The 21,989-nt window shown below is 68.0% G+C and carries 24 protein-coding genes; 20 read left to right on the forward strand and 4 right to left on the reverse strand.

What is annotated here, in order from left to right; translation table 11 throughout:
- The first annotated feature begins 48 nt into the window (after window positions 1-48).
- The gene (locus tag NWF24_RS01390) at window positions 49-750 is read left to right on the forward strand and encodes a YggS family pyridoxal phosphate-dependent enzyme (protein ID WP_258355407.1); all 702 of its coding nucleotides are present in this window, start codon (window positions 49-51) and stop codon (window positions 748-750) included.
- On the opposite strand, the gene NWF24_RS01395 is transcribed toward NWF24_RS01390, so the two are convergent.
- Window positions 739-1,206 carry an Lrp/AsnC ligand binding domain-containing protein gene (locus NWF24_RS01395; RefSeq protein WP_258352675.1) on the reverse strand — a complete coding sequence of 156 codons (468 nt, stop codon included), beginning with the start codon at window positions 1,204-1,206 and terminating at the stop codon, window positions 739-741. The genes NWF24_RS01390 and NWF24_RS01395 overlap by 12 nt on opposite strands.
- A 150-nt stretch (window positions 1,207-1,356) precedes the next feature.
- Entirely contained in the window at window positions 1,357-1,815 is a 459-nt protein-coding gene (locus NWF24_RS01400; RefSeq protein WP_258352676.1) for a hypothetical protein, read from the reverse strand.
- Window positions 1,816-2,055: 240 nt separating this feature from the next.
- Between NWF24_RS01400 and NWF24_RS01405 the strand changes: the two genes are divergently transcribed.
- From NWF24_RS01405 to NWF24_RS01470, 14 genes are all read left to right on the forward strand, one after another.
- The gene (locus NWF24_RS01405) at window positions 2,056-3,330 is read left to right on the forward strand and encodes a Glu/Leu/Phe/Val family dehydrogenase (protein ID WP_258352677.1); all 1,275 of its coding nucleotides are present in this window, start codon (window positions 2,056-2,058) and stop codon (window positions 3,328-3,330) included.
- 36 nt (window positions 3,331-3,366) lie between these two features.
- Window positions 3,367-4,020, forward strand: a complete 654-nt coding sequence (locus NWF24_RS01410) for a nucleoside/nucleotide kinase family protein (RefSeq protein ID WP_258352678.1) — start codon at window positions 3,367-3,369, stop codon at window positions 4,018-4,020.
- Between the two features lie 82 nt (window positions 4,021-4,102).
- A complete protein-coding gene (locus tag NWF24_RS01415) occupies window positions 4,103-4,798 on the forward strand; it encodes a DUF2242 domain-containing protein (protein ID WP_258352679.1) in 696 nt (231 codons plus the stop codon).
- A 43-nt stretch (window positions 4,799-4,841) separates the two neighbouring features.
- Complete coding sequence (locus tag NWF24_RS01420) at window positions 4,842-5,315, forward strand: MarR family winged helix-turn-helix transcriptional regulator (RefSeq protein ID WP_258352680.1); 474 nt, start codon at window positions 4,842-4,844, stop codon at window positions 5,313-5,315.
- Window positions 5,312-6,337: an FUSC family protein gene (locus NWF24_RS01425; protein WP_258352681.1), complete on the forward strand. Its 1,026-nt coding sequence runs from the start codon at window positions 5,312-5,314 to the stop codon at window positions 6,335-6,337. Before NWF24_RS01420 ends, NWF24_RS01425 begins: the two co-directional genes overlap by 4 nt.
- A 38-nt stretch (window positions 6,338-6,375) precedes the next feature.
- Window positions 6,376-6,894, forward strand: a complete 519-nt coding sequence (locus NWF24_RS01430) for an RDD family protein (protein ID WP_258352682.1) — start codon at window positions 6,376-6,378, stop codon at window positions 6,892-6,894.
- 15 nt (window positions 6,895-6,909) lie between these two features.
- The gene (locus tag NWF24_RS01435; protein WP_093178447.1) at window positions 6,910-7,629 is read left to right on the forward strand and encodes an RDD family protein; all 720 of its coding nucleotides are present in this window, start codon (window positions 6,910-6,912) and stop codon (window positions 7,627-7,629) included.
- On the forward strand, window positions 7,626-8,621 hold the full coding sequence (locus NWF24_RS01440) for a stage II sporulation protein M (RefSeq protein ID WP_258352683.1): 996 nt from the start codon (window positions 7,626-7,628) through the stop codon (window positions 8,619-8,621). Before NWF24_RS01435 ends, NWF24_RS01440 begins: the two co-directional genes overlap by 4 nt.
- On the forward strand, window positions 8,611-9,342 hold the full coding sequence (locus tag NWF24_RS01445; protein ID WP_258352684.1) for a hypothetical protein: 732 nt from the start codon (window positions 8,611-8,613) through the stop codon (window positions 9,340-9,342). Before NWF24_RS01440 ends, NWF24_RS01445 begins: the two co-directional genes overlap by 11 nt.
- Window positions 9,329-10,114, forward strand: a complete 786-nt coding sequence (locus NWF24_RS01450) for a DUF4129 domain-containing protein (protein WP_258352685.1) — start codon at window positions 9,329-9,331, stop codon at window positions 10,112-10,114. Before NWF24_RS01445 ends, NWF24_RS01450 begins: the two co-directional genes overlap by 14 nt.
- Window positions 10,111-11,355, forward strand: a complete 1,245-nt coding sequence (locus tag NWF24_RS01455) for a DUF4350 domain-containing protein (protein WP_258352686.1) — start codon at window positions 10,111-10,113, stop codon at window positions 11,353-11,355. The genes NWF24_RS01450 and NWF24_RS01455 overlap by 4 nt, the downstream gene beginning before the upstream one ends.
- A 14-nt stretch (window positions 11,356-11,369) precedes the next feature.
- On the forward strand, window positions 11,370-12,365 hold the full coding sequence (locus NWF24_RS01460; protein WP_258352687.1) for an AAA family ATPase: 996 nt from the start codon (window positions 11,370-11,372) through the stop codon (window positions 12,363-12,365).
- Between the two features lie 8 nt (window positions 12,366-12,373).
- Window positions 12,374-13,738: a DUF58 domain-containing protein gene (locus NWF24_RS01465; RefSeq protein WP_258352688.1), complete on the forward strand. Its 1,365-nt coding sequence runs from the start codon at window positions 12,374-12,376 to the stop codon at window positions 13,736-13,738.
- Window positions 13,739-13,784: 46 nt separating this feature from the next.
- A complete protein-coding gene (locus NWF24_RS01470; RefSeq protein WP_258352689.1) occupies window positions 13,785-14,336 on the forward strand; it encodes a DUF805 domain-containing protein in 552 nt (183 codons plus the stop codon).
- 18 nt (window positions 14,337-14,354) lie between these two features.
- Here NWF24_RS01470 and rocF read toward each other — a convergent pair whose 3' ends face one another.
- Both rocF and NWF24_RS01480 read right to left on the reverse strand, forming a co-directional pair.
- Window positions 14,355-15,284: an arginase gene (gene rocF / locus NWF24_RS01475; protein ID WP_258352690.1), complete on the reverse strand. Its 930-nt coding sequence runs from the start codon at window positions 15,282-15,284 to the stop codon at window positions 14,355-14,357.
- On the reverse strand, window positions 15,284-17,347 hold the full coding sequence (locus tag NWF24_RS01480; protein ID WP_258352691.1) for a prolyl oligopeptidase family serine peptidase: 2,064 nt from the start codon (window positions 17,345-17,347) through the stop codon (window positions 15,284-15,286). The genes rocF and NWF24_RS01480 overlap by 1 nt, the downstream gene beginning before the upstream one ends.
- Window positions 17,348-17,558: 211 nt before the next feature.
- On the opposite strand from NWF24_RS01480, the gene NWF24_RS01485 reads away from it, so the two are divergent.
- The 5 genes from NWF24_RS01485 to NWF24_RS01505 all read left to right on the forward strand — a co-directional run bounded on the left by NWF24_RS01485 (window position 17,559) and on the right by NWF24_RS01505 (window position 21,982).
- Window positions 17,559-19,247, forward strand: coding sequence for a WS/DGAT/MGAT family O-acyltransferase (locus tag NWF24_RS01485; RefSeq protein WP_258352692.1), 1,689 nt, complete (start codon window positions 17,559-17,561; stop codon window positions 19,245-19,247).
- A 160-nt stretch (window positions 19,248-19,407) separates the two neighbouring features.
- Window positions 19,408-19,962, forward strand: a complete 555-nt coding sequence (locus NWF24_RS01490) for a hypothetical protein (RefSeq protein ID WP_258352693.1) — start codon at window positions 19,408-19,410, stop codon at window positions 19,960-19,962.
- Between the two features lie 52 nt (window positions 19,963-20,014).
- On the forward strand, window positions 20,015-20,455 hold the full coding sequence (locus NWF24_RS01495) for a phasin family protein (RefSeq protein ID WP_258352694.1): 441 nt from the start codon (window positions 20,015-20,017) through the stop codon (window positions 20,453-20,455).
- A gap of 22 nt (window positions 20,456-20,477) precedes the next feature.
- Window positions 20,478-21,113 (forward strand): TetR/AcrR family transcriptional regulator, encoded by a 636-nt coding sequence (locus NWF24_RS01500; RefSeq protein ID WP_093057664.1) that lies wholly within the window; start codon window positions 20,478-20,480, stop codon window positions 21,111-21,113.
- A gap of 89 nt (window positions 21,114-21,202) precedes the next feature.
- Window positions 21,203-21,982: an esterase/lipase family protein gene (locus tag NWF24_RS01505; protein ID WP_093178436.1), complete on the forward strand. Its 780-nt coding sequence runs from the start codon at window positions 21,203-21,205 to the stop codon at window positions 21,980-21,982.
- The last annotated feature ends 7 nt before the right edge of the window (window positions 21,983-21,989 follow it).

Consider the following 21,989-nt stretch of genomic DNA (forward strand, 5'->3'; position numbering starts at 1 on the left):
GCTCCTCGGCTCGAGTTCGGTGACGTTTTGATACGATTTTGGACGATTATGACGATGATTGGCGACGACCTCCAGCAAGTAAACAGCCGGATCGCAAAGGCATGTGTAACGGCCGGCCGCGACCCGGGCGAGGTGCGGCTGCTGGCGGTGTCAAAGACCTTCGGGCCGGAGGCGGTGCGCGAGGCGCATGCGGTGGGCCAGTCGGCCTTCGGCGAGAACTACGTGCAGGAAGGTCTGGACAAGATCGAAGCCCTCGCCGATCTGCGCGCTGCCCTCGAATGGCACTGCATCGGCCCTCTGCAAAGCAACAAGACGCGGCCCGTGGCCGAGCACTTCGACTGGGTCCACAGCATCGACCGGCTGAAGATTGCCGAGCGCCTGTCGGCCCAGCGGCCGGCTTCGCTGCCGCCGCTCAATGTATGCCTTCAGGTTAATGTGGACGGCGGTGCCAACAAGTCAGGCGTGCCGCCGGAAGAGGCGCTGGCTCTGGCACGCGCTGTGGCGGCTTTGCCACAGCTTTGGCTGCGCGGGCTCATGGCGATCCCCGAACCGGCGGCGGATTTCGAGGCGCAGCGCGCGTTGTGCCTGCGCGCGCATGCGGTGTACCAGTCGATTCGCGACGCGGGCATCGAACTCGACACGCTGTCGCTCGGCATGAGTGCCGATCTTGAAGCGGCGATCAGCGCGGGCAGCACGATGGTGCGTGTCGGCACGGCGATCTTCGGTGGCCGGGCGCGCTCACACCCCTAGCGGCAGGCGCGCGCTGCTCTTCACTTCTTCCATCACCGCATAAGTCCGCGTCTCGCGCACGCCGGGCAATTGCCACAGCACGGTGCCCGCGAACTCGCGGTAGGCGGCCATGTCGGCCATGCGGGTCTTGAGCAGGTAGTCGAAGCCGCCCGCGACCATGTGGCATTCCATGATCTCGTCGCGCACCTGCACCGCCGCCTTGAACTGGTCGAACACATTGGGCGTGGTGCGGTCGAGCAGCACCTCGACGAAGACGGTGAAGCCGCGGCCCAGCTTGTGCGGATCGAGCCGCGCCTCGTAGCCCTGGATGAAGCCGTCGCGTGTGAGCCGCTGCACCCGCGCCAGCACCGCGGTGGGCGAGAGCGCTACCGCCTCGGCCAGCTTGAGGTTGGTGATGCGTCCGTCCTCCTGAAGGATCTTCAGCAGCCGGAGATCGATGCGGTCCAGGTCGAGCATCAGAAGATTATCCGGCCCGAACGCTGATTGCTGGCGGAAGATGCGGCCTATGACCGCCGACCATAGGAGATAGAACCAAGGCGCTGGCGGCGGTCTACCCTGGCCTACCCAGGGCACCGCCGTGCGCCGTCAGCTCTTTCGCGCCTTCTTTCAGCGGACCTGGGTCTGCGACTGCGCCGCCGCCTGCTGGCCCTTGAGCTGGTCGACCAGCGCGCCATAGGCGGGGCTCGCGCGCAGCTTGGCGTATTCGGCTGCGGCCTGGTGGTAGCCGGGCTTCGTCATATCGGCGCCGGCTTCACCGCTCTGCTGGGCCGCCAGGCCCGACTGGATCCACAGCCGCGTGTCGGCCGCCACTGCGGCGCGGGTGTTGGCCGAGACAACGACCGCCTCTTGCTGATAGCCGCTGGTGTAGCCCTGCGTGGGCGCGGTCTTCAGCCACTGCACAGCGTCGGCGGTTACCGCGGAGCGTGTCGTCGACGAGGTCAGCGGCACGGGACGCGGATCGCCCTCGGCGTAGTTGCCGGCGAAGCTCGGCGCTGCAATCACGCCCAGCAGGACGGCGAGGGTGGCGGTGCCGAGCAGTCGGGTGGCGGAAGCTTGCTTGTTCATTCGTGACTCCTTGAGGGTGGTTGGGTTGCCTTGGTTGGTGAAGCCAACTCTACGAAGCCCATCCGCAGGGTCGATAACCCGTAGATGACGTTTCTGTCATGTACATCGGTGCAATGTGCCTCCCTGGCTGTGAAACCAAACCTCTCTTGCATAACCGCCAGCGCGGCGCGCATAAGCCATGGCGCGACGCGCGGTAGAGGTCTATCGTTGCGGCCACCCGTCTAAACCAAGGGATCTCTCATGAGCGAAAAACTCTCCTTCGTCAATCCGACCGCGAACAGCCCGTGGGGCACCTATCTCTCGCAGGTCGACCGCGTCGTGCCGTACCTCGGCCCGCTGGCCCGCTGGGTCGAAACCCTGAAGCGCCCCAAGCGCGCGCTGATCGTCGACGTGCCGATCGAGATGGACGACGGCACCATCGCCCACTTCGAGGGCTACCGCGTGCAGCACAACATGAGCCGCGGCCCGGGCAAGGGCGGCGTGCGCTTCCACCCCGACGTCACGCTCGAAGAAGTGATGGCCCTGTCGGCCTGGATGACCATCAAGACCGCGGCCGTCAACCTGCCGTACGGCGGCGCCAAGGGCGGCATCCGCGTCGACCCCAAGAAGCTGTCGCTGCAGGAGCTGGAAAAGATCACCCGCCGCTACACCAGCGAGATCGGCATCATCATCGGCCCGCACACCGACATCCCCGCGCCCGACGTCAATACCAACGGCCAGATCATGGCGTGGATGATGGACACCTACTCGATGAACGTCGGCGGCACCGCCACCGGCGTCGTCACCGGCAAGCCACTGCACCTGGGCGGCTCGCTGGGCCGCGTGAAGGCCACAGGCCGCGGCGTGTTCGTCACCGGCCGTGAAGCCGCCCGACGCCTGGGCATGGACCTGCGCGGCGCACGCATTGCGGTGCAGGGCTTCGGCAACGTGGGCTCGGTCGCGGCTGAGCTGTTCGCGGAAGCGGGCGCGAAGATCGTCGCGGTGCAGGACCACACCGGCACCATCGTCAACACCAACGGCCTCGACCTGGCCAAGCTGATCCCGGTGGCCAACAAGGAAGGCGTGGTCGCCTTCAAGTCCGGCGGCGACATCGTGCCGAACGAAGACTTCTGGAACGTCGCCTGCGACATCCTGATCCCGGCCGCCCTCGAAGGCCAGATCACCGCCGAGCGCGCGCAGAAGACCACCGCCAAGCTGGTGCTCGAAGGCGCCAACGGCCCCACCGTGCCGACCGCTGACGACATCCTCGCCGAGCGCGGCGTGCTGGTCGTGCCCGACGTGATCTGCAACGCCGGCGGCGTGACGGTGAGCTACTTCGAATGGGTGCAGGACTTCTCGTCCTTCTTCTGGGACGAAGACGAAATCAACGTGCGCCTGGACCGCATCATGATGAACGCGCTCAACCAGATCTGGGACACGGCAGACAAGCACAAGATCACGCTGCGCACGGCGACGTATGCGGTGGCTTGCGAGCGCATCCTGATGGCTCGTCAAGAGCGCGGCCTGTACCCCTGATGATTTCTTGACGCTCGAGGACGCTACGCTCGGGGGATGAGCACCATCCCCGCGCAGAAACTTCCTCCTCTCCCAGCGGACAGCGCCGCCCGCCTGCAGGCCCTGATGGCCGGCGGGCAGCGCAAGCTGCTGGGGCTGGTCGGCGCACCCGGTGCGGGCAAGTCCACGCTCGCGGCGGCGCTGCTTCAATTGGTGGGCGTTGACCGCGCCCAGGTCGTCCCCATGGACGGCTTCCACCTCGCCAACGTCGAGCTGCAACGGCTTGGCCGTTCCGGCCGCAAGGGCGCGCCCGACACCTTCGACAGCGCCGGCTATGTCGCGCTGCTGCAGCGCCTGCGCGAGCAGCGGCCCGATGGCGACATCGTCTACGCCCCCGAATTCCGCCGCGAGATCGAGGAGCCGATTGCCGGCGCCATCGCCGTGCTGCCCACGACGCAGCTTGTCATCAGCGAAGGCAACTACCTGCTGCACGACGTCGGTCCGTGGGCCGGCGCGGCGGCGATGTTCGACGAGGTCTGGTACGTGGACATCGACGATGCGGTGCGCGAAGAGCGCCTGGTGCGGCGCCACCAGCAGTTCGGCCGCAGCGCCGAGGAAGCGCGCGCTTGGGTGGCGAGCACCGATGCGCCCAATGCACGGCTGATCGCGGCGACGCGGGTGCGGGCGCATCACGTGCTGCCCTGGTCCTGAAAATCTCGCGTGGCAGGGAACGCTGGCGCGCGGACACGCTCGAAGCCTTGCCGGCAAGGCGCCGGTTAGCATTCGCCGCTCCATGCCGTCCATGCACCTCACTTCTTTCCCAGTTGTTCGCGCCCGGGTTCTCGTACTCGGCCTGCTGTCCGCCCTTGTCGTCCTTGTGCTCGCCGGCTGCGGCAGCACATCGCGCCGCGTGAACTATGAGCCCGAAGCCTTCGGCTCGACCACCACCCACACCCGCGACTACGAGGCCACCGAGGCCCAGACCTGCGAAGCCGCGCGCCGCGCACTGCTGAGCCAGGGCTACATGATCACGGCCGCCAACGCCGATCTCGTGACCGGGCGCAAGAGCTTCCAGCCGGCGGCCGAGGTGCATGTCGAGGTCGAGTTCCGGGTGGTCTGCGCTCGCGAGAGCACAAGAAGCGGCAAGGCCAGCAAGAGCACCGTGGCTTTTGCGACCGCGCTGCAGGACCGCTACGGCATCAAGAAGGTGAACAACTCGGCCAGCCTGGGCGTGGGCGCGATCGGCTCGCTTTCGCTGCCGTTCTCGAGCAGCGACGACGCGATGGTGAAGGTCGCGAGCGAGACGCTGACGGACGAGCGCTTCTACGACCGCTTCTTCGCGCTGCTCGACCGTTTCCTCGAAGGCCCGGAAGGAGAGGACGAAGCCGGGACGCCCGCGGAAGCAACGCCGGTCGCCTCGCCGCCCGCTCCCGCCGCTGCCCAGCCCGCCGTCACCTACCCGGTGAACTCGTCGCCGAACCGGGGCTGACGCCGGGGCTCCAAAGTACCAAGATGCGTCTTACAATCCGGGCATGGCTTCCACCATCCCGGATCCGGCGCAATGCGCCTCGCGTCTTCGCACCTCGGTGTCGTTGCTGACGCGCCAGTTGCGCAGCGGCAGCGCAACGCCTGACGGCCCCAGCGTGGCCAAGCTCAGTGTGCTCGGGCAGCTGCATCGGCACGGGCCGTGCACGCCCACGGCGCTGGCGGGGTTCGAGCGCGTCAAGCTCCAGTCGCTGACCCGGCTACTGGCCGAGCTGGAGGCCGAGGGCTGGATCGGCCGCACGCCGCACCCGACCGATGGGCGCCAATGGCTGCTGTCGCTCACGGCGGAGGGCATACGCCGTCTGAAGGCGATCATGCGCACGCGCGAGGCGGCACTGGCAGAGGTGATCGGCGCCACGCTCGATGCCGATCAGCGCGCCTTGCTGCTGCAGGCCTGCGGGCTGATCGACGGCATCGCCGCCGCGCTGGAAGGCGGCGATCCACCGGCGCCAGAAGCATGAACGGCGCCCCGGCACTGCAACGCCTGACGGAGCCGTGGCGCCACGGCCGCTGGCGTCCCGGCGTGCAACTGGCGGCGGCAGTGGCCATCGCCTGGGGCGTGGCCACCGCGTTGCACCTGCCCGAAAGTTTCTGGGCGGTGATGAGCGTGCTGATCGTCATGCGCCCGAGCGCCGGTTCCACGCTCGATGCCGGATGGAACCGCGTGCGCGGCACGGCCGCCGGCGCGCTGTGCGGCCTGGCCGGCGTCTATCTGCAGCACCACGGCGCGCCGATGCTGGCGACCACGCTGGCCGTCGTCATGTTGCTGGCGTTTGCCAGCGCGGCTGCGCCGGGTTTGCGCAGCGCACCGGTTGCCGCGTTGATCATCCTGTCGGCCGGCGGCATTCCCGGCCATTCGGCGCTGCAGGTGGCGCTGCTGCGCATGGCGCAGATCGGCATCGGCGTGGGAGTGGCGCTGGCGGTTTCGACGCTCGTGTCCGAGTACCACGCGGGCGCGCGTTTCGACGAGGGCTGCGCCGCGCTGCTGCACGGTATCGCGAAGCGCATGGCCGCTGCGCGAAGGCCTGCCGGTGCCGAGGCGGAGCGCATTCACGCAGGCACGCGCGCGTCGCTGGGCCGGCTCGTCTTGCTGGCCGGCAGTGCGGACCTGGAGGCGCGATGGTGGCGACGCGGCACCGCCGGGGGGCACAGTGCCTATCGCGACAAGGCCCGGCTGGCGGCGCGCATCTTCCAGGACGCCGTGGTGCTGGATCGCGTGTTCCGGCAGATGCAGGGCGCACAGGCCGACGACGCATGGCGCGAAGCGGCGCAGACTGCCAGTGCCGCAGTCGCCGGCATGGCCGATGCGCTCGCGGGCAAGGGCGCGCCACCGGACCTCGATGGGCTCGACCGCTGCGTGCAGGCGTCGCAAGGCTCCCCGTCGAATGCACTCCTGGCCGCACCCTTGAGCCTGCTCCTGGACGACCTGCGCAACCTGCAGAGTGCTCTTGTTCGCCGACTGCCGGAGCAGCCCACCCACTAGAATCTTCCGAAAATCAATCGTTTCGGAGAGGGACGGGCATGGAAGATCAGTCGCAGGACGCGCGCTACGCGCCGCCGCAATCCCATGTGGAGGACGTGCTGCAGCCGGGCCAGGTGCAGCCCGGTGAACTCGCAACGCGCGGCAAGCGTTTTCTGGCAGCGATGCTCGATGCCGGCATTTCCCTCGCCGCGATCTGGCTCCTGGCGAAGTTCACGCCCATCAATCTCTGGGAGGACGATGGCCTCGGACTCTGGGAGCCGCGCATCTCCGGCGCGGCCTCCGGCATCGTTCTTTACCTCGTTCTGCACGGCTACCTGCTGGCCACTCGCGGCCAGACCATCGGCAAGGCGCTGTTCAAGATCCGCATTGCCCGGCCCGACGGTTCGCGCGCGCAGATCGGACGCATCCTGGCCCTGCGCGACGGCCCCACGTTCTTCACGACCATCTGGCCGCTGCTCGGGCCGATCTACGTGCTGATCGACTGCCTCTTCATCTTCCGCGCGTCGCGCCGCTGCCTGCACGACCAGATCGCCGACACCGTCGTGTTGCAGGCCTGAGCGAGCGCTTCGCCAGTGCGCCTCGACACGCTCTACACCGCCGAGACCCCGGAAGGCATTGCGCTCTCACTGCGCCCGGCCGGCCTGGTTGCGCGCGGGCTGGCGTACCTCATCGACTTCGCGATCCGGCTCGGCATCTTCACTGCGATCTCCATTGCCGTCGGCATGATGGGCAAGATGGGCTTCGGCATTCTGCTCATCAGCTACTTCTGCCTCGAGTGGCTCTACCCCGTGATCTTCGAGCTCACGCGCGCGGCGGCCACGCCCGGCAAGCGCGTGATGGGGCTGCGCGTGGTGATGGACTCGGGCCTGCCCGTGACGCCCGCCGCCGCGCTCACCCGCAACCTGCTGCGCGCGGCCGACTTTGTTCCGGCCTTCTATGGCGCGGGCATCGTGTCGATGCTGTGGCGGCGCGACAGCAAGCGGCTGGGTGACCTGGCCGCCGGCACGCTGGTGGTGTTCAGCGACCACGTGAGCCTGCACGGCGAGGTGCCCGCGGCCGAGCCGCAGGCGCCCGCGCGGCCGCTGTCGGCGCGCGAGCAGATGGCCATCGTGTCGTGGGCCGGTCGCGCGACGCGCCTGACCCCCGAGCGCTTCGACGAACTCGCCCGTGTCGCCGAACCGGTGCTGGGCCCCGACACTTCCGGCGCCTCCGCGTCACAGCGCCTGCTCGGCGTGGCGCAGTGGGTGCTGGGCCGCCGCGCCGGCGCCGATGCGCGAGGAGGCGGGCGATGACGCCACTCGATTTCGAAGCCGCCTACGCGCCGCTGTGGACCGAGCTCGAAGCCGTCATCCGCGTGGCCGAGACCAAGCGCAAGTTCGACGGCGCGCGGCTCGCCACGCTGTACCGTCGCGTGTGTGAGCACCTGGCACTGGCGCAGGCGCGCGCCTATCCCATTCACCTCACGCAGCGGCTCGAAAGCCTGACCCAGAGCGCGCACCGGCTGATCTACCGGCAGCACGACTACGGCCTGGCGCGCTTCGCGCGGCTGGCGCTGGTCGACTTTCCCGAGGCGGTGCGGGCGCACCGCATCTACCTGCTGGTTGCGACGCTGATGTTCGTGCTGCCCCTGCTGGCGGCGGGCTGGGCCGCCTACCGCGACCCGGGCTTCATCCTGCACCTGCTCGATGCCAGCTCCGTGCAGCAGTTCGATTCGATGTACGGCGACAGTGCCGAGTCGCTGGGCCGCACGCGCAGCGCGGGCGACGACTGGCAGATGTTCGGCTTCTACATCATGAACAACATCGGCATCGGCTTCCGCTGCTTCGCGGCCGGCATCTTCGCCGGCGTGGGCAGCGCCGTGGTGGTGGTGTTCAACGGCGTGCAGATCGGGGCGGTCGGCGGCTACCTGATTGCGGCGGGGCATGCCGAGAACTTCTGCTCCTTCGTCATCACGCACTCGGCCTTCGAGCTCACGGCCATCGTGCTGGCGGGCGCGGCCGGCCTGCGGCTCGGCTATGCGTGGGTTGCGCCCGGCCGCTACACACGGCTCGAGTCGCTGCGGCTGGCCGCGCGCCATGCCGTGGTGATCGTCTACGGTGTTTTCGGGCTGCTGCTGCTCGCCGCCGCGATCGAGGCCTTCTGGTCGTCGGCGCGCTGGATCGCGCCGGCCGTGAAGTACGGCGTGGGCGGCGCCTGTTGGGTGCTGGTGCTGGCGTACCTGGGCTGGCAGGGCCGGCCGCGCGCCACTGCTGCAACTGCAAAGGCTGAAGACCGTGCAGGTTGACGGCCTCGCCATTGCGCTGCGGCCACGGCCCATGGCCGAGGCCGCGGACCTGGGCGCCCAGCTGGTGCGCAACCATGCGCGCTCGGTGTGGCGCACCTTCCTGCCGGTGTACATCGTGACGGTGCTGCTGGCCTTGTGCACGGTCGAGATCGCCGGCTGGCTGCCCAGCCTGCTGATCTTCTGGCTCAAGCCCTGGTTCGACCGCAGCCTGCTGTTCGTTCATTCGCGCGCGGTGTTCGGGCAGGAGACGCGCTGGGCCGACCTCTGGCAAAACCGCCGCGCCGTGTGGGGCGGGCAACTGCTGCGTACGCTGCTGTGGCGGCGGTTTTCACCCTGGCGTTCGTTCACCCAGGCAATCGACCAGCTCGAAGGCCAGCGCGGCAGCGCCCGGCGCAAGCGGCGCACGCAGTTGTTGCGCGGACGGCGCGGCGCGGCCACAGGCATGCAGATGGTGTTCGCCAACGTGGAGATGGCGCTCGACATCTGTCTGCTGTCGCTGCTGTTCTGGTTCGCGCCGGAAGGCAGCGCCAAGGATCTGTTCGGCTGGCTCACGCAGTCGGACGTTCCACTGCAGAGCCTGCTGACTGCGGGGGCCTATGCGCTCGTCATCGGCGTGCTGGAGCCGTTCTATGTGGCGGCCGGTTTTGCGATGTACCTCAACCGCCGGGTAGAGCTCGAAGCGTGGGACATCGAGCAGGAGTTCCGCCGTGGGTTCCGCTGACACCTCCAGGCTTCGCGCACTTCGTATCGCGGCGGCTGTGTTGGCTGCGTGCGCCATCGTCGCGATGGCGCCGGCGGCAGTCGCTGCCGAGGCCCCGACCCGCGAGCAGGTGAAGACCGCAGTCGACAAGGTCCGCGCCGATCCGAACATGCCCGGCACCAAGACCGAAAGAAAGCTGCGCTTCAAGGAACGGGACGAAGAGGAAGACGAACCCGAGAAGAAGACAGACAGCCTCGACTGGTTGCGCGATTTCATCAGGGCGGTGGCCGAGGGTGCGCGCTGGCTCATCTGGGGGCTGGGTGCGCTGGCACTGGCCTGGCTGGTGATTCGCCTGCGCCGCTGGATGCAGGTGCGTGCCGGCGGTGCGCGGCCCGGCAAGGAACTGCTGCCCAGCCACGTCGGCAGCCTCGACATCCGGCCCGAAAGCCTGCCCGACGACATCGGCAATGCGGCAGCCGCGCTCTGGCAGCGCGGCCAGCACCGGCCCGCGCTGTCGCTGCTCTACCGCGGCGCGTTGTCGCGCCTCGTGCACGCGCATGAAGTGCCGGTGCGAGCCGCGAGCACCGAGGGCGAGTGCATGCAGCTCTCCGCAACCCGGCTGACACCGGACGCACAGGCCTTCTTCGTGCGGCTGGTCGGTGCCTGGCAACTGGGGGCGTACGGCGGTCGGCTGCCATCCACAGCGCAGGTGCTGGCGGTCTGCGGCGAGTTCGATCTGCATCTTTCCGCCGCCGCGCCGGCCGCCGCCGATCTGAAGGGCGCCGTCGCATGAATGCATGGCTGGTTCGCATCGGCGCGGTGCTGGTGCTGGCGGCAATCGGCTTCTGGCTGGTCTCCGCCACCGAATGGGCCGACACCGAAGTGCCGACGCCCGCGAGCGGCGAGGCCAAGAAGAATTCGTTCTACGGCGCGCAGGTGATGCTGCGCGAGCTCGGCCTCAAGGTGGTCAAGCACGACAGCCTCGACACCATGCCCCCCGCGCAGGCACGGCTGGTGCTCGCCTCCAGCCACTGGGACATGTTCCCCGAGCGCGAACAGCGCCTGCGCCAGTGGGTCGAGCAGGGCGGGCACCTCGTGATGCCCAGCCACCTCATCAACAGCGACCTGCTGGAAGGCTGGATCCCGCTGGTCTGGGAAAAGCCGCCCGCGACGGATGAGAAAAAAGAGAAAGAGAAAGAGCCATCCGGACCCAGGAAGAGACTGCCCAAGTCGCAATTCGCCGAACCTGCCAAAGACGCGGATTGCCATGCGGTGACCGAGCCCGAGACCGTGCCCGCGAGCTTCGCCGGTGGCCGCAGCTTCCGGATCTGCACCTGGTCGGCGGCGCGCTACCGGCCCGCCGACAAGCAGCCGCCGCCCCTGTGGACCGTGCTCGGCGCGAAAGGCCCCGAGGCGATCCGGGTGCAGGTTGGCCGTGGCACCGTCACCGCGATGCCCTGGGGCCTGCTGCACAACGTGAACCTGACGCGCGCTGACAACGCGCTGTTCGCCGTTGCCGCGGTGCAGGCGCGCAGTGGCGCCGAAATCTGGTTCGTCGCCGAGGAAACACGCGAACCTTTCCTGCGCTGGATCTGGCACAAGGGCTGGGCCGCGCTGCTCGTGGGCCTGCTGGCGCTGGCTGTTGCGTTGTGGCGAGCGGCCGTGCGCTTCGGGCCGCTGGCGCCCTCGGCCGGCACGCACCGGCGCTCCATGGCCGAGCAGGTGCGCGGCACCGCCGGCTTCCTGCACATGCACGGCGCCGACGCGCTGCATGCAGCACAACTGCGCGCGCTGAACGAATCCGCCGGCCGCCAACTGCGCGGCTATGCCCGCCGCGATGCCGCCGCGCGCGCCGCCGCCATCGCCCAGGCCACCGGGCTGGAGGCAGCCATGCTCGTTCGGGCGATGGGCGAGCGAGCGCGCCATGCCGGCGCCATGTCGGTCGACCTCGAAGTGCTGGAAACCGCGCGCCGCCGGCTCGACGCCCACGGGCCGTTCATGCCTTCACCCTCATCTTCTTCCTCCACATCCTGAACCGAGAGACGCTCATGCAAGCCATCCAACCCGAAGAACTGACGCGTGCAGCCCAGTGGCTGCAGACGCTGCGCGCCGAGGTCGGCCAGGCCGTGGTCGGCCAGCTCGAGGCGGTCGACCAGACGCTGATAGCGCTGGTCGCTTCGGGCCACGTGCTGATCGAAGGCGCGCCGGGGCTCGGCAAGACCCTGCTCGCGCGGGCCCTGGCGCAGGCCATGACGCTGCGCTATGCACGCGTGCAGTTCACCCCTGATCTGATGCCCTCGGACATCACGGGCCACGCGGTGCTCGATCTCGCCGCGCGTGGCGAAAGCAGCCTCGGCACGCTGCGCGTGCACCAGGGCCCGGTGTTCACTAACCTCCTGTTGGCCGACGAAATCAACCGCGCGCCGGCCAAGACCCAGAGCGCGCTGCTCGAAGTCATGCAGGAGTACCAGGTCACGCTCGAAGGCACGGCCATGCCGCTGCCGCGCCCCTTCATGGTGATGGCCACGCAGAACCCGATCGACACCGAGGGCACCTACCCGCTGCCGGAAGCGCAGCTCGACCGCTTCCTGCTGAAGATCGACATCGGCTTTCCGAGCCACAGCGAAGAAAACGCCATCGTGCAGCTCACTACGCGGCAGCGCGCCGGCAACCAGTTTCCGCTCGAGGCCGTGCGCCCCTGCCTCGATGAGGCACAAGTGCTCGAACTGCAGCGGCTGGCCTGTCTGGTGCAGGCCGACGAGCGCGTGATCGACTACGCGGTGCGCATCGCGCGCGCCACGCGAGACTGGCCGGGCCTTTCGTCCGGCGCCGGGCCGCGCGGCACCATGGCCCTGGTGCGCGCCGCCCGCGCAGCCGCGCTGATGGCCGGGCGCGACTTCATCACGCCCGACGACGTGGCGCGCCAGGCGCTGCCTGCGCTGCGGCACCGCGTGATGATCTCGCCCGACGCGCAGCTCGAAGGCCTGGGCGTCGACACCCTGCTGCGCGCCGCGCGCGACAGCGTAGAGGCACCAAGGCTCTAGGCCCGCGGATGCGCGCTGCTGTTCCGATTCCCGCGCATGCGGCCGTGCTGGCGCTGGCCGGCCTGACCGTGGCCGCCTCCGTGGCGCTGCTGCTGGGCGTGCCGGTGGGCTACGTGGCCATCGTGGCCGGCGTGCTGCTGGCGCTGGGGCTCGTGCTCGCGGGCGCCGATTTGTGGCTGAGCCTGCGCCTGTGGCGCGCCGCGCCGCTGCGCATCGAGCGCAGCCTGCCCGGGGCGTTCTCGCTCGGCGTACCCACGGTGCTCACGCTCACGCTGGTGAACGAAGGCACGCAGGCCTGGCAGGTGTCGGTGTTCGACGAACTCGACGCGCACTTCACCTTCGAGGGCCTGCCGCAGACCGTCGCCGTGCCGGCGCTCTCGCAGGTTGCGCTGCGCTACACCGCCACAGCAACGCAGCGCGGTGTGGCGCAGTTCGGCGCCACCCAGCTGCGCTGGCGCACCCGCTTCGGCTGCTTCGACATGCGCCAGACCCTGGGCGAGCCGCGCCGGCTGCGCGTGTATCCCAACTTCGCCGCGCTGGCGCGCTACGCCTGGCTGTCGGGCGACCGGCGGCTGGCGCAGATCGGCATCAAGACCTATGCGCAGCGCGGGCTCGGCACCGACTTCCGTCAACTTTCTGATTACAAGACCGGCGACTCGCTGCGCCACATCGACTGGAAGGCCACGCAGCGCCAGCGCCGGCCCATCGTGCGCGAGTTCCAGGACGACCGGGACCAGTGCGTGCTGTTTCTGCTCGACTGCGGCCGCCGCATGCGCGCCGACGAGGGTGCGCTGGCGCTGAAGGCCAACAGCCACTTCGACGAGGCGCTCAATGCGCTGATGCTGCTGAGCTACGTGGCGCTGAAGGAGGGCGACGAGGTCGGCGCCATGACTTTCGGCTGCCCCGCCGAGGAGCGGCGCGACTTCGCCCCGCGCAAGGGCACCGCCACCCTCAATGCGCTGATGAACCGGCTGCACGACATCCAGCCCGGCGCCACCCATTCGGACTACCTGCTGGCCGCGCAGGAAATGCTGCGTGTGCAGAAACGGCGCGCGCTGGTCATCGTGCTCACCAATTTCCGCGACGAAGATGCCGCCGAGCTACGCCCCGCAATCAAGCTGCTGCGCCGCAAGCACCTCGTGCTGGTCGCGAGCCTGCGCGAGCGCGTGCTCGGGCGCATCGCCAGCCAGCCGCTGGTGCATGCGCGCGACGCGGTCGATGTTGCGGCGGCGCATCTGTTCGAGCAGTCGCGCCGCGATGCCTTTGCGCGCGTGGTCGGCAACGATCCGCTCTCGGTAGACGTGGAGCCGGCCGACCTCGCGGTGGCGTTGGTGAATCGCTATCACGCCGTCAAAAGGGCTGGTCTTTTGTAAAGGTCTTTGCCCAAAATGTGAACTTCACAACAGAGGAGAGAAGTACATGACAGAGATGACCAATCCCTATGCCGCGCCCCGTGCCGCGGTGGCCGATGTGTACGAGGGCGATGCGGGCGTCCAGCCCGTGAAGCTGTGGTCCGCCAAGGGCCGCATCGGGCGGGCGCGCTTCCTGGCGTACACGATGTTTTCGTACATCATCTTCATCGTCGCGGCCACCTTGCTGGGTTTCATCCTCGGCATCGCCGGCCTCGGGCGTTCCGAGGGCCTGATCGTGGCGCTGACCTTCCTGCTCGCGATTCCGTACTTCGTCTTCTACGTGCTCACGGGCATCCAGCGCTCGCACGACATGGACTGGTCGGGCTGGATGCTGTTCCTGGCGCTGATCCCGCTGGTCGCGCTGATCTGGGTCTTCAAGTCGGGCACCAAGGGCAGCAACCGCTTCGGCGCGCCGCCGCCGCCCAACACCACTGGCGTGCTGATCGGTGCCTGGCTGCTGCCCGTCATCGTGGGGCTCGGCATCGTCGCGGCCATCGCGCTGCCGGCCTACCAGGGCTACACGATGCGCGCCAAGGCCGCGCAGGTCGAGCGCCCCTGACCTGAAGAACCTTAATCTCTAGCGCACCAGCGTTGATTTGCCGAAGAGGCTCTCGATCAGTTCGACGGCCACTTCAGCCGTCTGGTTGCGCACATCGAGCGCCGGGTTCAGTTCGACCACGTCGAGCGAGCCGAGCCGCCCGGTGTCCGCGATCATCTCCATGCACAGCTGCATCTCGCGGTAGGTCGGCCCGCCGCGTACGCCGGTGCCCACGCCGGGCGCGTCGGCTGGGTCGAGGCAGTCGAGGTCAAAGCTCACGTGCAGGTGCGTGTCTTCGTCCACGTCCTGCAGTGCCTCTGTCATGGTCGTGCGCATGCCGTGCTCGTCGATGTGGCGCATGTCGAACACGCTCAGGCCCAGCGTGCGAATGGCTTCCTTCTCGTCGCCGTCCACGCTGCGGATGCCGATGAAGCGGATGGCGTCGTGCTGTAGCGCCGCGCGCTCGCCGCTCCAGCCCGTGAGCACTGCCGGCCCATGGCCCAGCAGGCACGACACCGGCATGCCGTGCAGGTTGCCGCTGGGGCTCGTGGTTTCGGTGTTGACGTCGGAGTGCGCGTCCAGCCACAGCACGCGCAGCTTCTTGCCGCGCTTGCGCGCATGCCACGCCACCGCGCTGATCGAGCCGATGGCCAGGCAGTGGTCGCCGCCCAGCATCACCGGCACATTGCTGGCACCCAGCGCGGTGTCGACGGCCGCGTACACCGAGCGGTTCCAGGCGATCACTTCGTCGAGGTGGCGCAACCCGTTGGTCGGCGGCGCCCAGGGCGTGGCCGGGCCCGCGAGGTTGCCGCGGTCGATGACTGTGTAGCCCTGCCGCGCAAGTGCCTCGGGCAGGCCCGCAACGCGCAGCGCGTCGGGCCCCATGCCGGCGCCGCGCACGCTGGCGCCGATGTCGGTCGGCGCGCCGATCAGTTCGAGGGTGGCGGGGGTGCTGCTGACGTTGCTCATCACGGCTTCTCCAGGTGTTGCCACAGGTACGCGTAGCCCAGTGCGTCCATGAAAGCGGATTCCTTGTTGTCCGTTGCAGCGCTGTGGCCGCCTTCCAGGTTCTCGTAGAAGCTGCTGTCGTACCCCAGCGCCACCATCTTCGCGTGCATCTTGCGCGCATGCACCGGGCCCACGCGGTCGTCGCGCGTGGAGGTGGTGAAGAGGGCGGGCGGGTATGCCTGGCCCGGCTTCGCGTTCTCGTAGGGCGAGAAGGTCTGGATGAATTCCCACTCGTCGGGCTGGTCGGGGTCGCCGTACTCTGCGATCCACGAGGCGCCCGCCGACAGGTGCGTGTAGCGCCGCATGTCGAGCAGCGCCACCTCGCTCACGACGGCGCCGTAGAGCTTCGGGTACAGCGTGAGCATGTTGCCCATCAGCAGGCCGCCGTTGCTGCCGCCCATCGCGCCCAGGTGCCCGGGCGAAGTGATCTTTCGGGCGAACAGGTCTTCGGACACGGCCGCGAAGTCTTCGCAGGTACGCAGCCGGTTCTCCTGCAGTGCGGCCTGGTGCCAGCGCGGGCCGTACTCGCCGCCGCCGCGGATGTTGGCGATGACGTACACACCGCCCTTGTCGAGCCACGCGCGGCCGATGCTGCCGCTGTAGCTGGGCTGCAATGAAATCTCGAAGCCTCCATACGCGTACTGCAGCGTGGGGTTCTTGCCGTTGGCCTGCAGGTCTTTGGCGGCGATCTCGAAGTAGGGCACGCGCGTGCCGTCCTTCGAGGTCGTGAAATGCTGGCTCACGCGATAGCGCGAGGCGTCGAAGAAGGCGGGGCTGTCCTTCAGCACCTCGGGCTCGCCCTGGCCGATGGTGCCAATGCAGAGCGTGGTCGGCTGCAGGAAGCCGCTCACGGTGAGGAAGTAGTCGTCGTTCTCGTCCTCGTCGATGCCGCCCGCCGCGATGGTGGAGAGCGCGGGCGCGCCGCCGAGGCTTTCACGCGCCCACGCACCTTTGCCGTTCGATGGCGGCGTGAGCACTTCGAGCCGGTTCACCACGTCGTGCATCACGTTGACGATCAGGTGGTGGCGCGTCCACGAGTGGCTGTCGAGCGCGGTCGTGTCGTCGGGCTCGAACAGCACGGTGAGTTCGCGCCGGCCCGCCATGTAGTCGTCGAATTTCGCTGCCAGCAGCGAGCCCGACTTGTAGGTGGTGCCGCCCACGGTCCAGTCGGTGCGCGGCTCGATCAGCATCCACTCGCGCGTGATCTCGGCCAGCGAATCGTCGGGCACGTCGATCTTGGCGAGCTTGCCGTCGGCGCCGCGCAGCCAGGTTTCGCTTTCATAGAAATCGATCTGGCGCGAGACGAAGTCGCGCTCGAAGCCAGGCGTGTTGTCGCGGTAGGCGCTGACGGACATGTCCTCGTGCGCGCCTTCGTACACCGTCACTGCGCTTTCGAGCGGCGTGCCGCGCTTCCATTCCTTCACGATGCGCGGATAGCTGGAGCTGGTCATCGAGCCGGGGCCGAAGTCGGTGGCCACGTAGAGGTGGTCGATGTCTTTCCAGCCCACGTGATTCTTGGCCTCGGGCAGCGAGAAGCCGCCTTCGACGAACTGCTTGGTCTCCAGGTCGAACTCGCGCACCACGTCGGCATCGGCGCCGCCGCGCGACAGCGAGATCAGGCAGCGCCTGTAGTCGGGCTCCAGGCAGTCGGCGCCGTGCCAGACCCAGTTCTCCTTGTCGGCCGCGGCCAGTGCGTCGAGATCGATCACCGTCTCCCACGCGGGCTGCGGCTTGCGGTATTCATCGAGCGTGGTGCGGCGCCACAGGCCCTTGGTGTGATCCTTGTCCCGCCAGAAGTTGTAATAGAAGCGCGGGCCGATCTTGCGGACCATCGGAATGCGGTCGTCCGAGTCGAGTACCTCGAGGATGCCCTGCTGGAGTGCCTCGAACGCGGGCGACTGCGCATAGGCCTGCACTGTGAGCGCGTTCTGCGTGCGCGCCCAGTCGAGCTGCTTCTCGCCGTCGATGTCTTCGAGCCAGAGGTTGTCGTCCTGATGCTGCTGCGGGGGGAGGCTGGATGTCATGGCCGCAGTGTACGGAGCCTGTGTGAAACGGGCGATGTGAGCAGTTGTTGCCCTGCCCGCCGGGCACATGGCACTTTTTCGCTACTTCGGGCAAACCCCTGTCTCGCGGGTGCCTTCCCCCGGTGGAAACACTGAAGAACCCGGGGCCCAAGAACGCAATGCGCACGGTATCCTGCCGAACGGCGCATGCCCCACCAAGGAGACACAACACATGAAACACCTGAGCGGTCTTGATGCCACCTTCCTGCACCTGGAAACGCCGGAAATGCCGATGCACGTGGGCTCCCTGAACGTGCTCGACCTGCCCAAGGGCTACAAGGGCGACTTCTACGAAGACGCCAAGAACTTCATGGCCAGCCGCATCCACCTGGCCGACGTGTTCACGCGCAAGCTCGCGCTGATGCCCTTCGACATGACCAACCCGGTGTGGGTCGAGGACGACGACATCGACCTCGACTACCACGTGCGCCACATCACGTTGCCCAAGCCCGGAACCAACCGGCAGTTGCAGCAATACGTGGCGCGGCTGCACTCCTCGCTGATCGACCGCAGCCGGCCGATGTGGGAGTTCTACATCATCGACGGCCTCAAGAGCGGCCAGGCGGCGCTCTACACCAAGGTGCATCACGCGGGCATCGACGGACAGGCCGGCGTGGAAGTGGGCAAGGCCATCTTCGACCTCGAGGCCACCGGCCGCGTCGTGAAGCCGCCGCGTTCGCGTCCGCGCAGCAGCGGCTACCAGCTGGGCATGGCCGAACTCGCCACTGCTGCGCTGCGCAACACCGCGCAGCAGTACGTGAAGCTCTTCAAGATGGCGCCCGCCATCGCGCGCGCCATCGGCGGCCTGGCCAAGCCCGACGAGAAGGCGGCCGAAAAAGACACGGCCGCCGCGCCGAAGAAGTTCAACCTCTTCGCGCCGCGCACCTCGCTCAACGTGTCAATCACCAACCAGCGCACCTTTGCCGGGCGCACCATCTCGCTGGCCGAGACCAAGTACATCGGCAAGCACTTCGGCGTGTCGCTCAACGACGTGGTCATGGCCACGGTGGCCGGCGCGCTGCGTCACTACCTGGCCGACAACAACGAGCTGCCGGCCAAGCCGCTGGTGGCCGGCGTGCCGGTGAGCCTGCGCGAGGCGGGCGACCAGACGGCCAACAACCAGGCCAGCATGATCCTCGTGAGCCTGGCGACCGACATCACCGACCCGGTGCAGCGGCTGAAGGCGATCAACGCCTCGTCGACCTCGTCGAAGTCGACCATGAACCGCTTCAAGGCCGTGGTCCTGGACGACTTCCCGACCTTCGCCGCTCCCTGGCTGGTGTCGGGCATTGCGTCGATGGTGGGGCGCTCGGGCATCGTCAACCTGCTGCCGCCGGCGGCCAACGTGGCTATTTCGAACGTGGCCGGCGCGCCGTTTCCGATGTACTTCGCGGGCGCGCTCGTCACCTGCTACTACCCGGTGTCGATCGCCAGCCACGGCACGGCGCTCAACGTCACGGTGCAGAGCTACAACGGCCGCATGGACTACGGCCTGATTGCCTGCCGCCGTGCCGTGCCCGACATCACCGAGATCGGTGACTACCTGCTGGCCGAGCACAAGCTGCTGATGGAGCTGACGCAGAAGCACCCGGCCGCAGCCGGTGCGGCGCCCGCGCCGGTGCCGGCGAAGACCATCGAGGAGCCGTCGGACGAGGCCGAGCACGCGCCCGTTGCGGCTGCAAAGAAGAAGCCTGCCGCGCGCAAGAAGGCGCCAGTCAAGGTCGCGGCGAAGAAGGCGCCCGTGAAGGCAGCCGCAAAGGCACCGGTCAAGACCGCGGCGAAGAAAGCCACGCCCAAGCCGCCAGCCCGTAAGGCCGCACCGGCCAAGCGTTCCGGCAGCCCCAGGGCTGCTGCGGCATGATCGGCGCACGGAGCCCGGCCTGCAGAAAGAAAATTGGGGCAGTTGGACTAGTTTTCCGACCGTTCTAGTTTTTCAGGCCTAGGCCCTGCAGAAGAAGATAGGCCCATCGCGAAAGACATACCGTTTCCTTCGCGAGCCTTTCAACTTCAAGGAAATCACCATGTCCACGCAAACCACCATCGCTTCCGCAGCTGTTCACGTCGTCGGTCAATACAACGACGCTGGCAAGACCCTGGTCGGCGCTTACCGCACCGGCGTGCATCGCCTCCTGGGCGGCGCCGCTTCGCGCTACAGCAACTTCCTCGGCAGCCGCCAGATTCCGCTGGTGAGCGAGCAGGTCAAGGCCAACCTGATCGGCGCGCAAGAAAAGATCAACGGCTTCCTGGCCAACCGCCTGGACATCGACACCAGCCGCATCGTGAACGTGATGGACCGCGTTGCCGCCGGCACCACCAGCGGTATCGAATCGGTCGCCAGCCGCGTGGCTCGCGTCGAATCGCCGGTTGCCACCTCGGTGATCAACGCACTGGGCGCGCTGAACCAGCCGATCGCCACCGTCTCGGTGCAGATCGCCGACAAGATCGTCGCCGGCACCAAGCAGATCGAAGCCCGCGTGAGCGGCGCCGAAGAAGCCAAGCCGGTTCGCACGGTGAAGGCCAAGGCCGCCGTCGCCAAGAAGCCGGTTCGCCGCGCTGCTGCCCGCAAGGCGGCCTGACCCCCGGGGCGCTTTGCGCCCCTTTTCTTTTTTCCGGCATCTGGAGCACTGCATGGCGACCCGTCCTGACGAAACTGCAAAGTTGAAGAAGAGGGCGGCGCCTGCAAAGAAGAAGACGCCGGCCGCGAAGAAGGCGCCCGCGGCAACGAAGAAGCCCGCCGAGCCCGGCAAGGCCGAAGTCCTGCTGCGCGCCGGCCTCAAGGCGCTGGACAACGTGCGCAACGACGTCGCCAAGCGCCAGGCCAACGTGATCGAAGGCCTGCTCGGCATCGGGCAGGGCAAGGTCCCCAGCCTCGACAGCTTCGGCATCCGCAAGTTCGAGGACGTGTTCGACCAGCGCGTCGCCACCGCCATGCAACGCCTGGGCATGCCCGGCCCCGCCGAAGTGCAGGCCCTGCGCGACGAGGTTGCGCAACTGCGCGAACGCGTGGCGCAACTCGAAGGCGAAGGCACCGGCGCCGCCACCTCCCGTGGCCGCGGCGCCAAACGCTGAGCGACAACCCGACAAGCCGGTTGTGGCCAGTTCCAACACCACACGCGACCGCATCCTGCAGGCCAGCCTCGCGCTGTTCAACGCGCAAGGCCTCGCGGCCGTGTCGACCCACAAGATCGCAGCCGAGCTCGGCATCAGCCCGGGCAACCTGCACTACCACTTCAAGGCCAAGCAACTGATCGTCGAATGGCTGTTCCGGCGCTTCGAGCAACGGCTCGAGGCCCTGAACGGCTCGTCAGCATCGATCGCAGCCATCGACGACCTCTGGCTCGCGCTGCACCTGCGCTTCGAGGCCATCGACGAATACCGCTTCATCTATCGCGACATGGCCTTCCTGGCCAGCGAATACCCGGCGCTGGGCCAGCGTGCGCAGGCCCTCACCGCGCAGAACCTGCTGGCCGCGCAGACGCTGTGCGAAGGCCTGGTGGCCTCGGGTGTGATCGAGACCAGCGCGGAGCAGGCGCGCATCCTGGCGCTGCAGATGGTCTTCACCACCACCTGCTGGCTGTCGTTCGAGCGGCTCGTGCCGGGGCGCGACGCGCTGGCGCAGGCCGACCCCGGTCTGGCGGCTTTCTACACGCTCACGCTGGTTTCCCCGTATGTTTCCAGCGAATCGAGGGCTTACCTTGATTACCTGAGGGGCAAATACCTCGGATAAATGACGTTGTTGTCCGACGGGGCATTGATTCTTTCGGCCTCATGTTCGTCTTGAAGAAGATAAAAACCAAAAAGGATCCATCCATCATCATGACCACCGCCACCCACGCCAAGGAACCTGTCGCACCACCGTCGCGCCTCCTGCTGCTGGCCGAAGCCCGCGCGCTCTGGGAAACCGGCGCCGGCATCGCCATGTGGCCGCTGCTGCAACTCACGCCGCGCGGCGATGGGCACCCGGTGCTCGTGCTGCCGGGCCTCGTGGCGGGCGATGGCTCCACGCTGCTGCTGCGCCGCTACCTGTGCAGCCGCGGCTACGACGCGCACGGCTGGGGCCTGGGCCGCAACTTCGGTCCGCGCGAAGGCGTGGAAGACGGCATGGTCGAGCTGCTGAAGACCCTGCACGACAACAGCGGCCAGAAGGTCAGCGTGATCGGCTGGAGCCTCGGCGGCGTGTATGCGCGGCTGCTGGCGTCTTCCTATGCGCCCATGATCCGCAACGTCATCACGCTGGGCAGCCCGTTCTCCGGCAGCCCGCGCGCCACCAACGCATGGCGCGTGTACGAAGGCGTGAGCGGCCAGAGCTCGCACGACCCGCGCCGCATGAAGTTCGTGCAGCCCACGCCGCCCGTGCCGACCACCTCGATCTTCAGCCGCACCGACGGTGTCGTCGCATGGCGCTGCAGCATCGAGAAGACCGGCCCGCAGTCGGAGAACATCGAAGTCATCGCCAGCCACCTGGGGCTGGGCGCGCACCCGGCGGTGCTCTATGCGGTGGCCGACCGGCTGGCGCAGCCGGAGGGTGAGTGGAAGCCCTTCAATCGTGGGGTGCTGGGGCCGCTGGTTTATCCGGACCCTGATCGAGAGAGCTGAAGGAGGT

It is taken from the genome of Variovorax paradoxus (assembly GCF_024734665.1).
In the GTDB taxonomy this organism is placed as follows: domain Bacteria; phylum Pseudomonadota; class Gammaproteobacteria; order Burkholderiales; family Burkholderiaceae_C; genus Variovorax.

Excerpts from the sequence above, each read along its gene's own strand:
- NWF24_RS01390 (WP_258355407.1), top strand. The coding sequence starts at position 49 with ATGACGATGATTGGCGACGACCTCCAGCAAGTAAACAGCCGGATCGCA.
- NWF24_RS01395 (WP_258352675.1), bottom strand. The coding sequence starts at position 1,206 with ATGCTCGACCTGGACCGCATCGATCTCCGGCTGCTGAAGATCCTTCAG.
- NWF24_RS01400 (WP_258352676.1), bottom strand. The coding sequence starts at position 1,815 with ATGAACAAGCAAGCTTCCGCCACCCGACTGCTCGGCACCGCCACCCTC.
- NWF24_RS01405 (WP_258352677.1), top strand. The coding sequence starts at position 2,056 with ATGAGCGAAAAACTCTCCTTCGTCAATCCGACCGCGAACAGCCCGTGG.
- NWF24_RS01410 (WP_258352678.1), top strand. The coding sequence starts at position 3,367 with ATGAGCACCATCCCCGCGCAGAAACTTCCTCCTCTCCCAGCGGACAGC.
- NWF24_RS01415 (WP_258352679.1), top strand. The coding sequence starts at position 4,103 with ATGCCGTCCATGCACCTCACTTCTTTCCCAGTTGTTCGCGCCCGGGTT.
- NWF24_RS01420 (WP_258352680.1), top strand. The coding sequence starts at position 4,842 with ATGGCTTCCACCATCCCGGATCCGGCGCAATGCGCCTCGCGTCTTCGC.
- NWF24_RS01425 (WP_258352681.1), top strand. The coding sequence starts at position 5,312 with ATGAACGGCGCCCCGGCACTGCAACGCCTGACGGAGCCGTGGCGCCAC.
- NWF24_RS01430 (WP_258352682.1), top strand. The coding sequence starts at position 6,376 with ATGGAAGATCAGTCGCAGGACGCGCGCTACGCGCCGCCGCAATCCCAT.
- NWF24_RS01440 (WP_258352683.1), top strand. The coding sequence starts at position 7,626 with ATGACGCCACTCGATTTCGAAGCCGCCTACGCGCCGCTGTGGACCGAG.
- NWF24_RS01455 (WP_258352686.1), top strand. The coding sequence starts at position 10,111 with ATGAATGCATGGCTGGTTCGCATCGGCGCGGTGCTGGTGCTGGCGGCA.
- NWF24_RS01460 (WP_258352687.1), top strand. The coding sequence starts at position 11,370 with ATGCAAGCCATCCAACCCGAAGAACTGACGCGTGCAGCCCAGTGGCTG.
- NWF24_RS01465 (WP_258352688.1), top strand. The coding sequence starts at position 12,374 with ATGCGCGCTGCTGTTCCGATTCCCGCGCATGCGGCCGTGCTGGCGCTG.
- NWF24_RS01470 (WP_258352689.1), top strand. The coding sequence starts at position 13,785 with ATGACAGAGATGACCAATCCCTATGCCGCGCCCCGTGCCGCGGTGGCC.
- rocF (WP_258352690.1), bottom strand. The coding sequence starts at position 15,284 with ATGAGCAACGTCAGCAGCACCCCCGCCACCCTCGAACTGATCGGCGCG.
- NWF24_RS01480 (WP_258352691.1), bottom strand. The coding sequence starts at position 17,347 with ATGACATCCAGCCTCCCCCCGCAGCAGCATCAGGACGACAACCTCTGG.
- NWF24_RS01485 (WP_258352692.1), top strand. The coding sequence starts at position 17,559 with ATGAAACACCTGAGCGGTCTTGATGCCACCTTCCTGCACCTGGAAACG.
- NWF24_RS01490 (WP_258352693.1), top strand. The coding sequence starts at position 19,408 with ATGTCCACGCAAACCACCATCGCTTCCGCAGCTGTTCACGTCGTCGGT.
- NWF24_RS01495 (WP_258352694.1), top strand. The coding sequence starts at position 20,015 with ATGGCGACCCGTCCTGACGAAACTGCAAAGTTGAAGAAGAGGGCGGCG.
- NWF24_RS01505 (WP_093178436.1), top strand. The coding sequence starts at position 21,203 with ATGACCACCGCCACCCACGCCAAGGAACCTGTCGCACCACCGTCGCGC.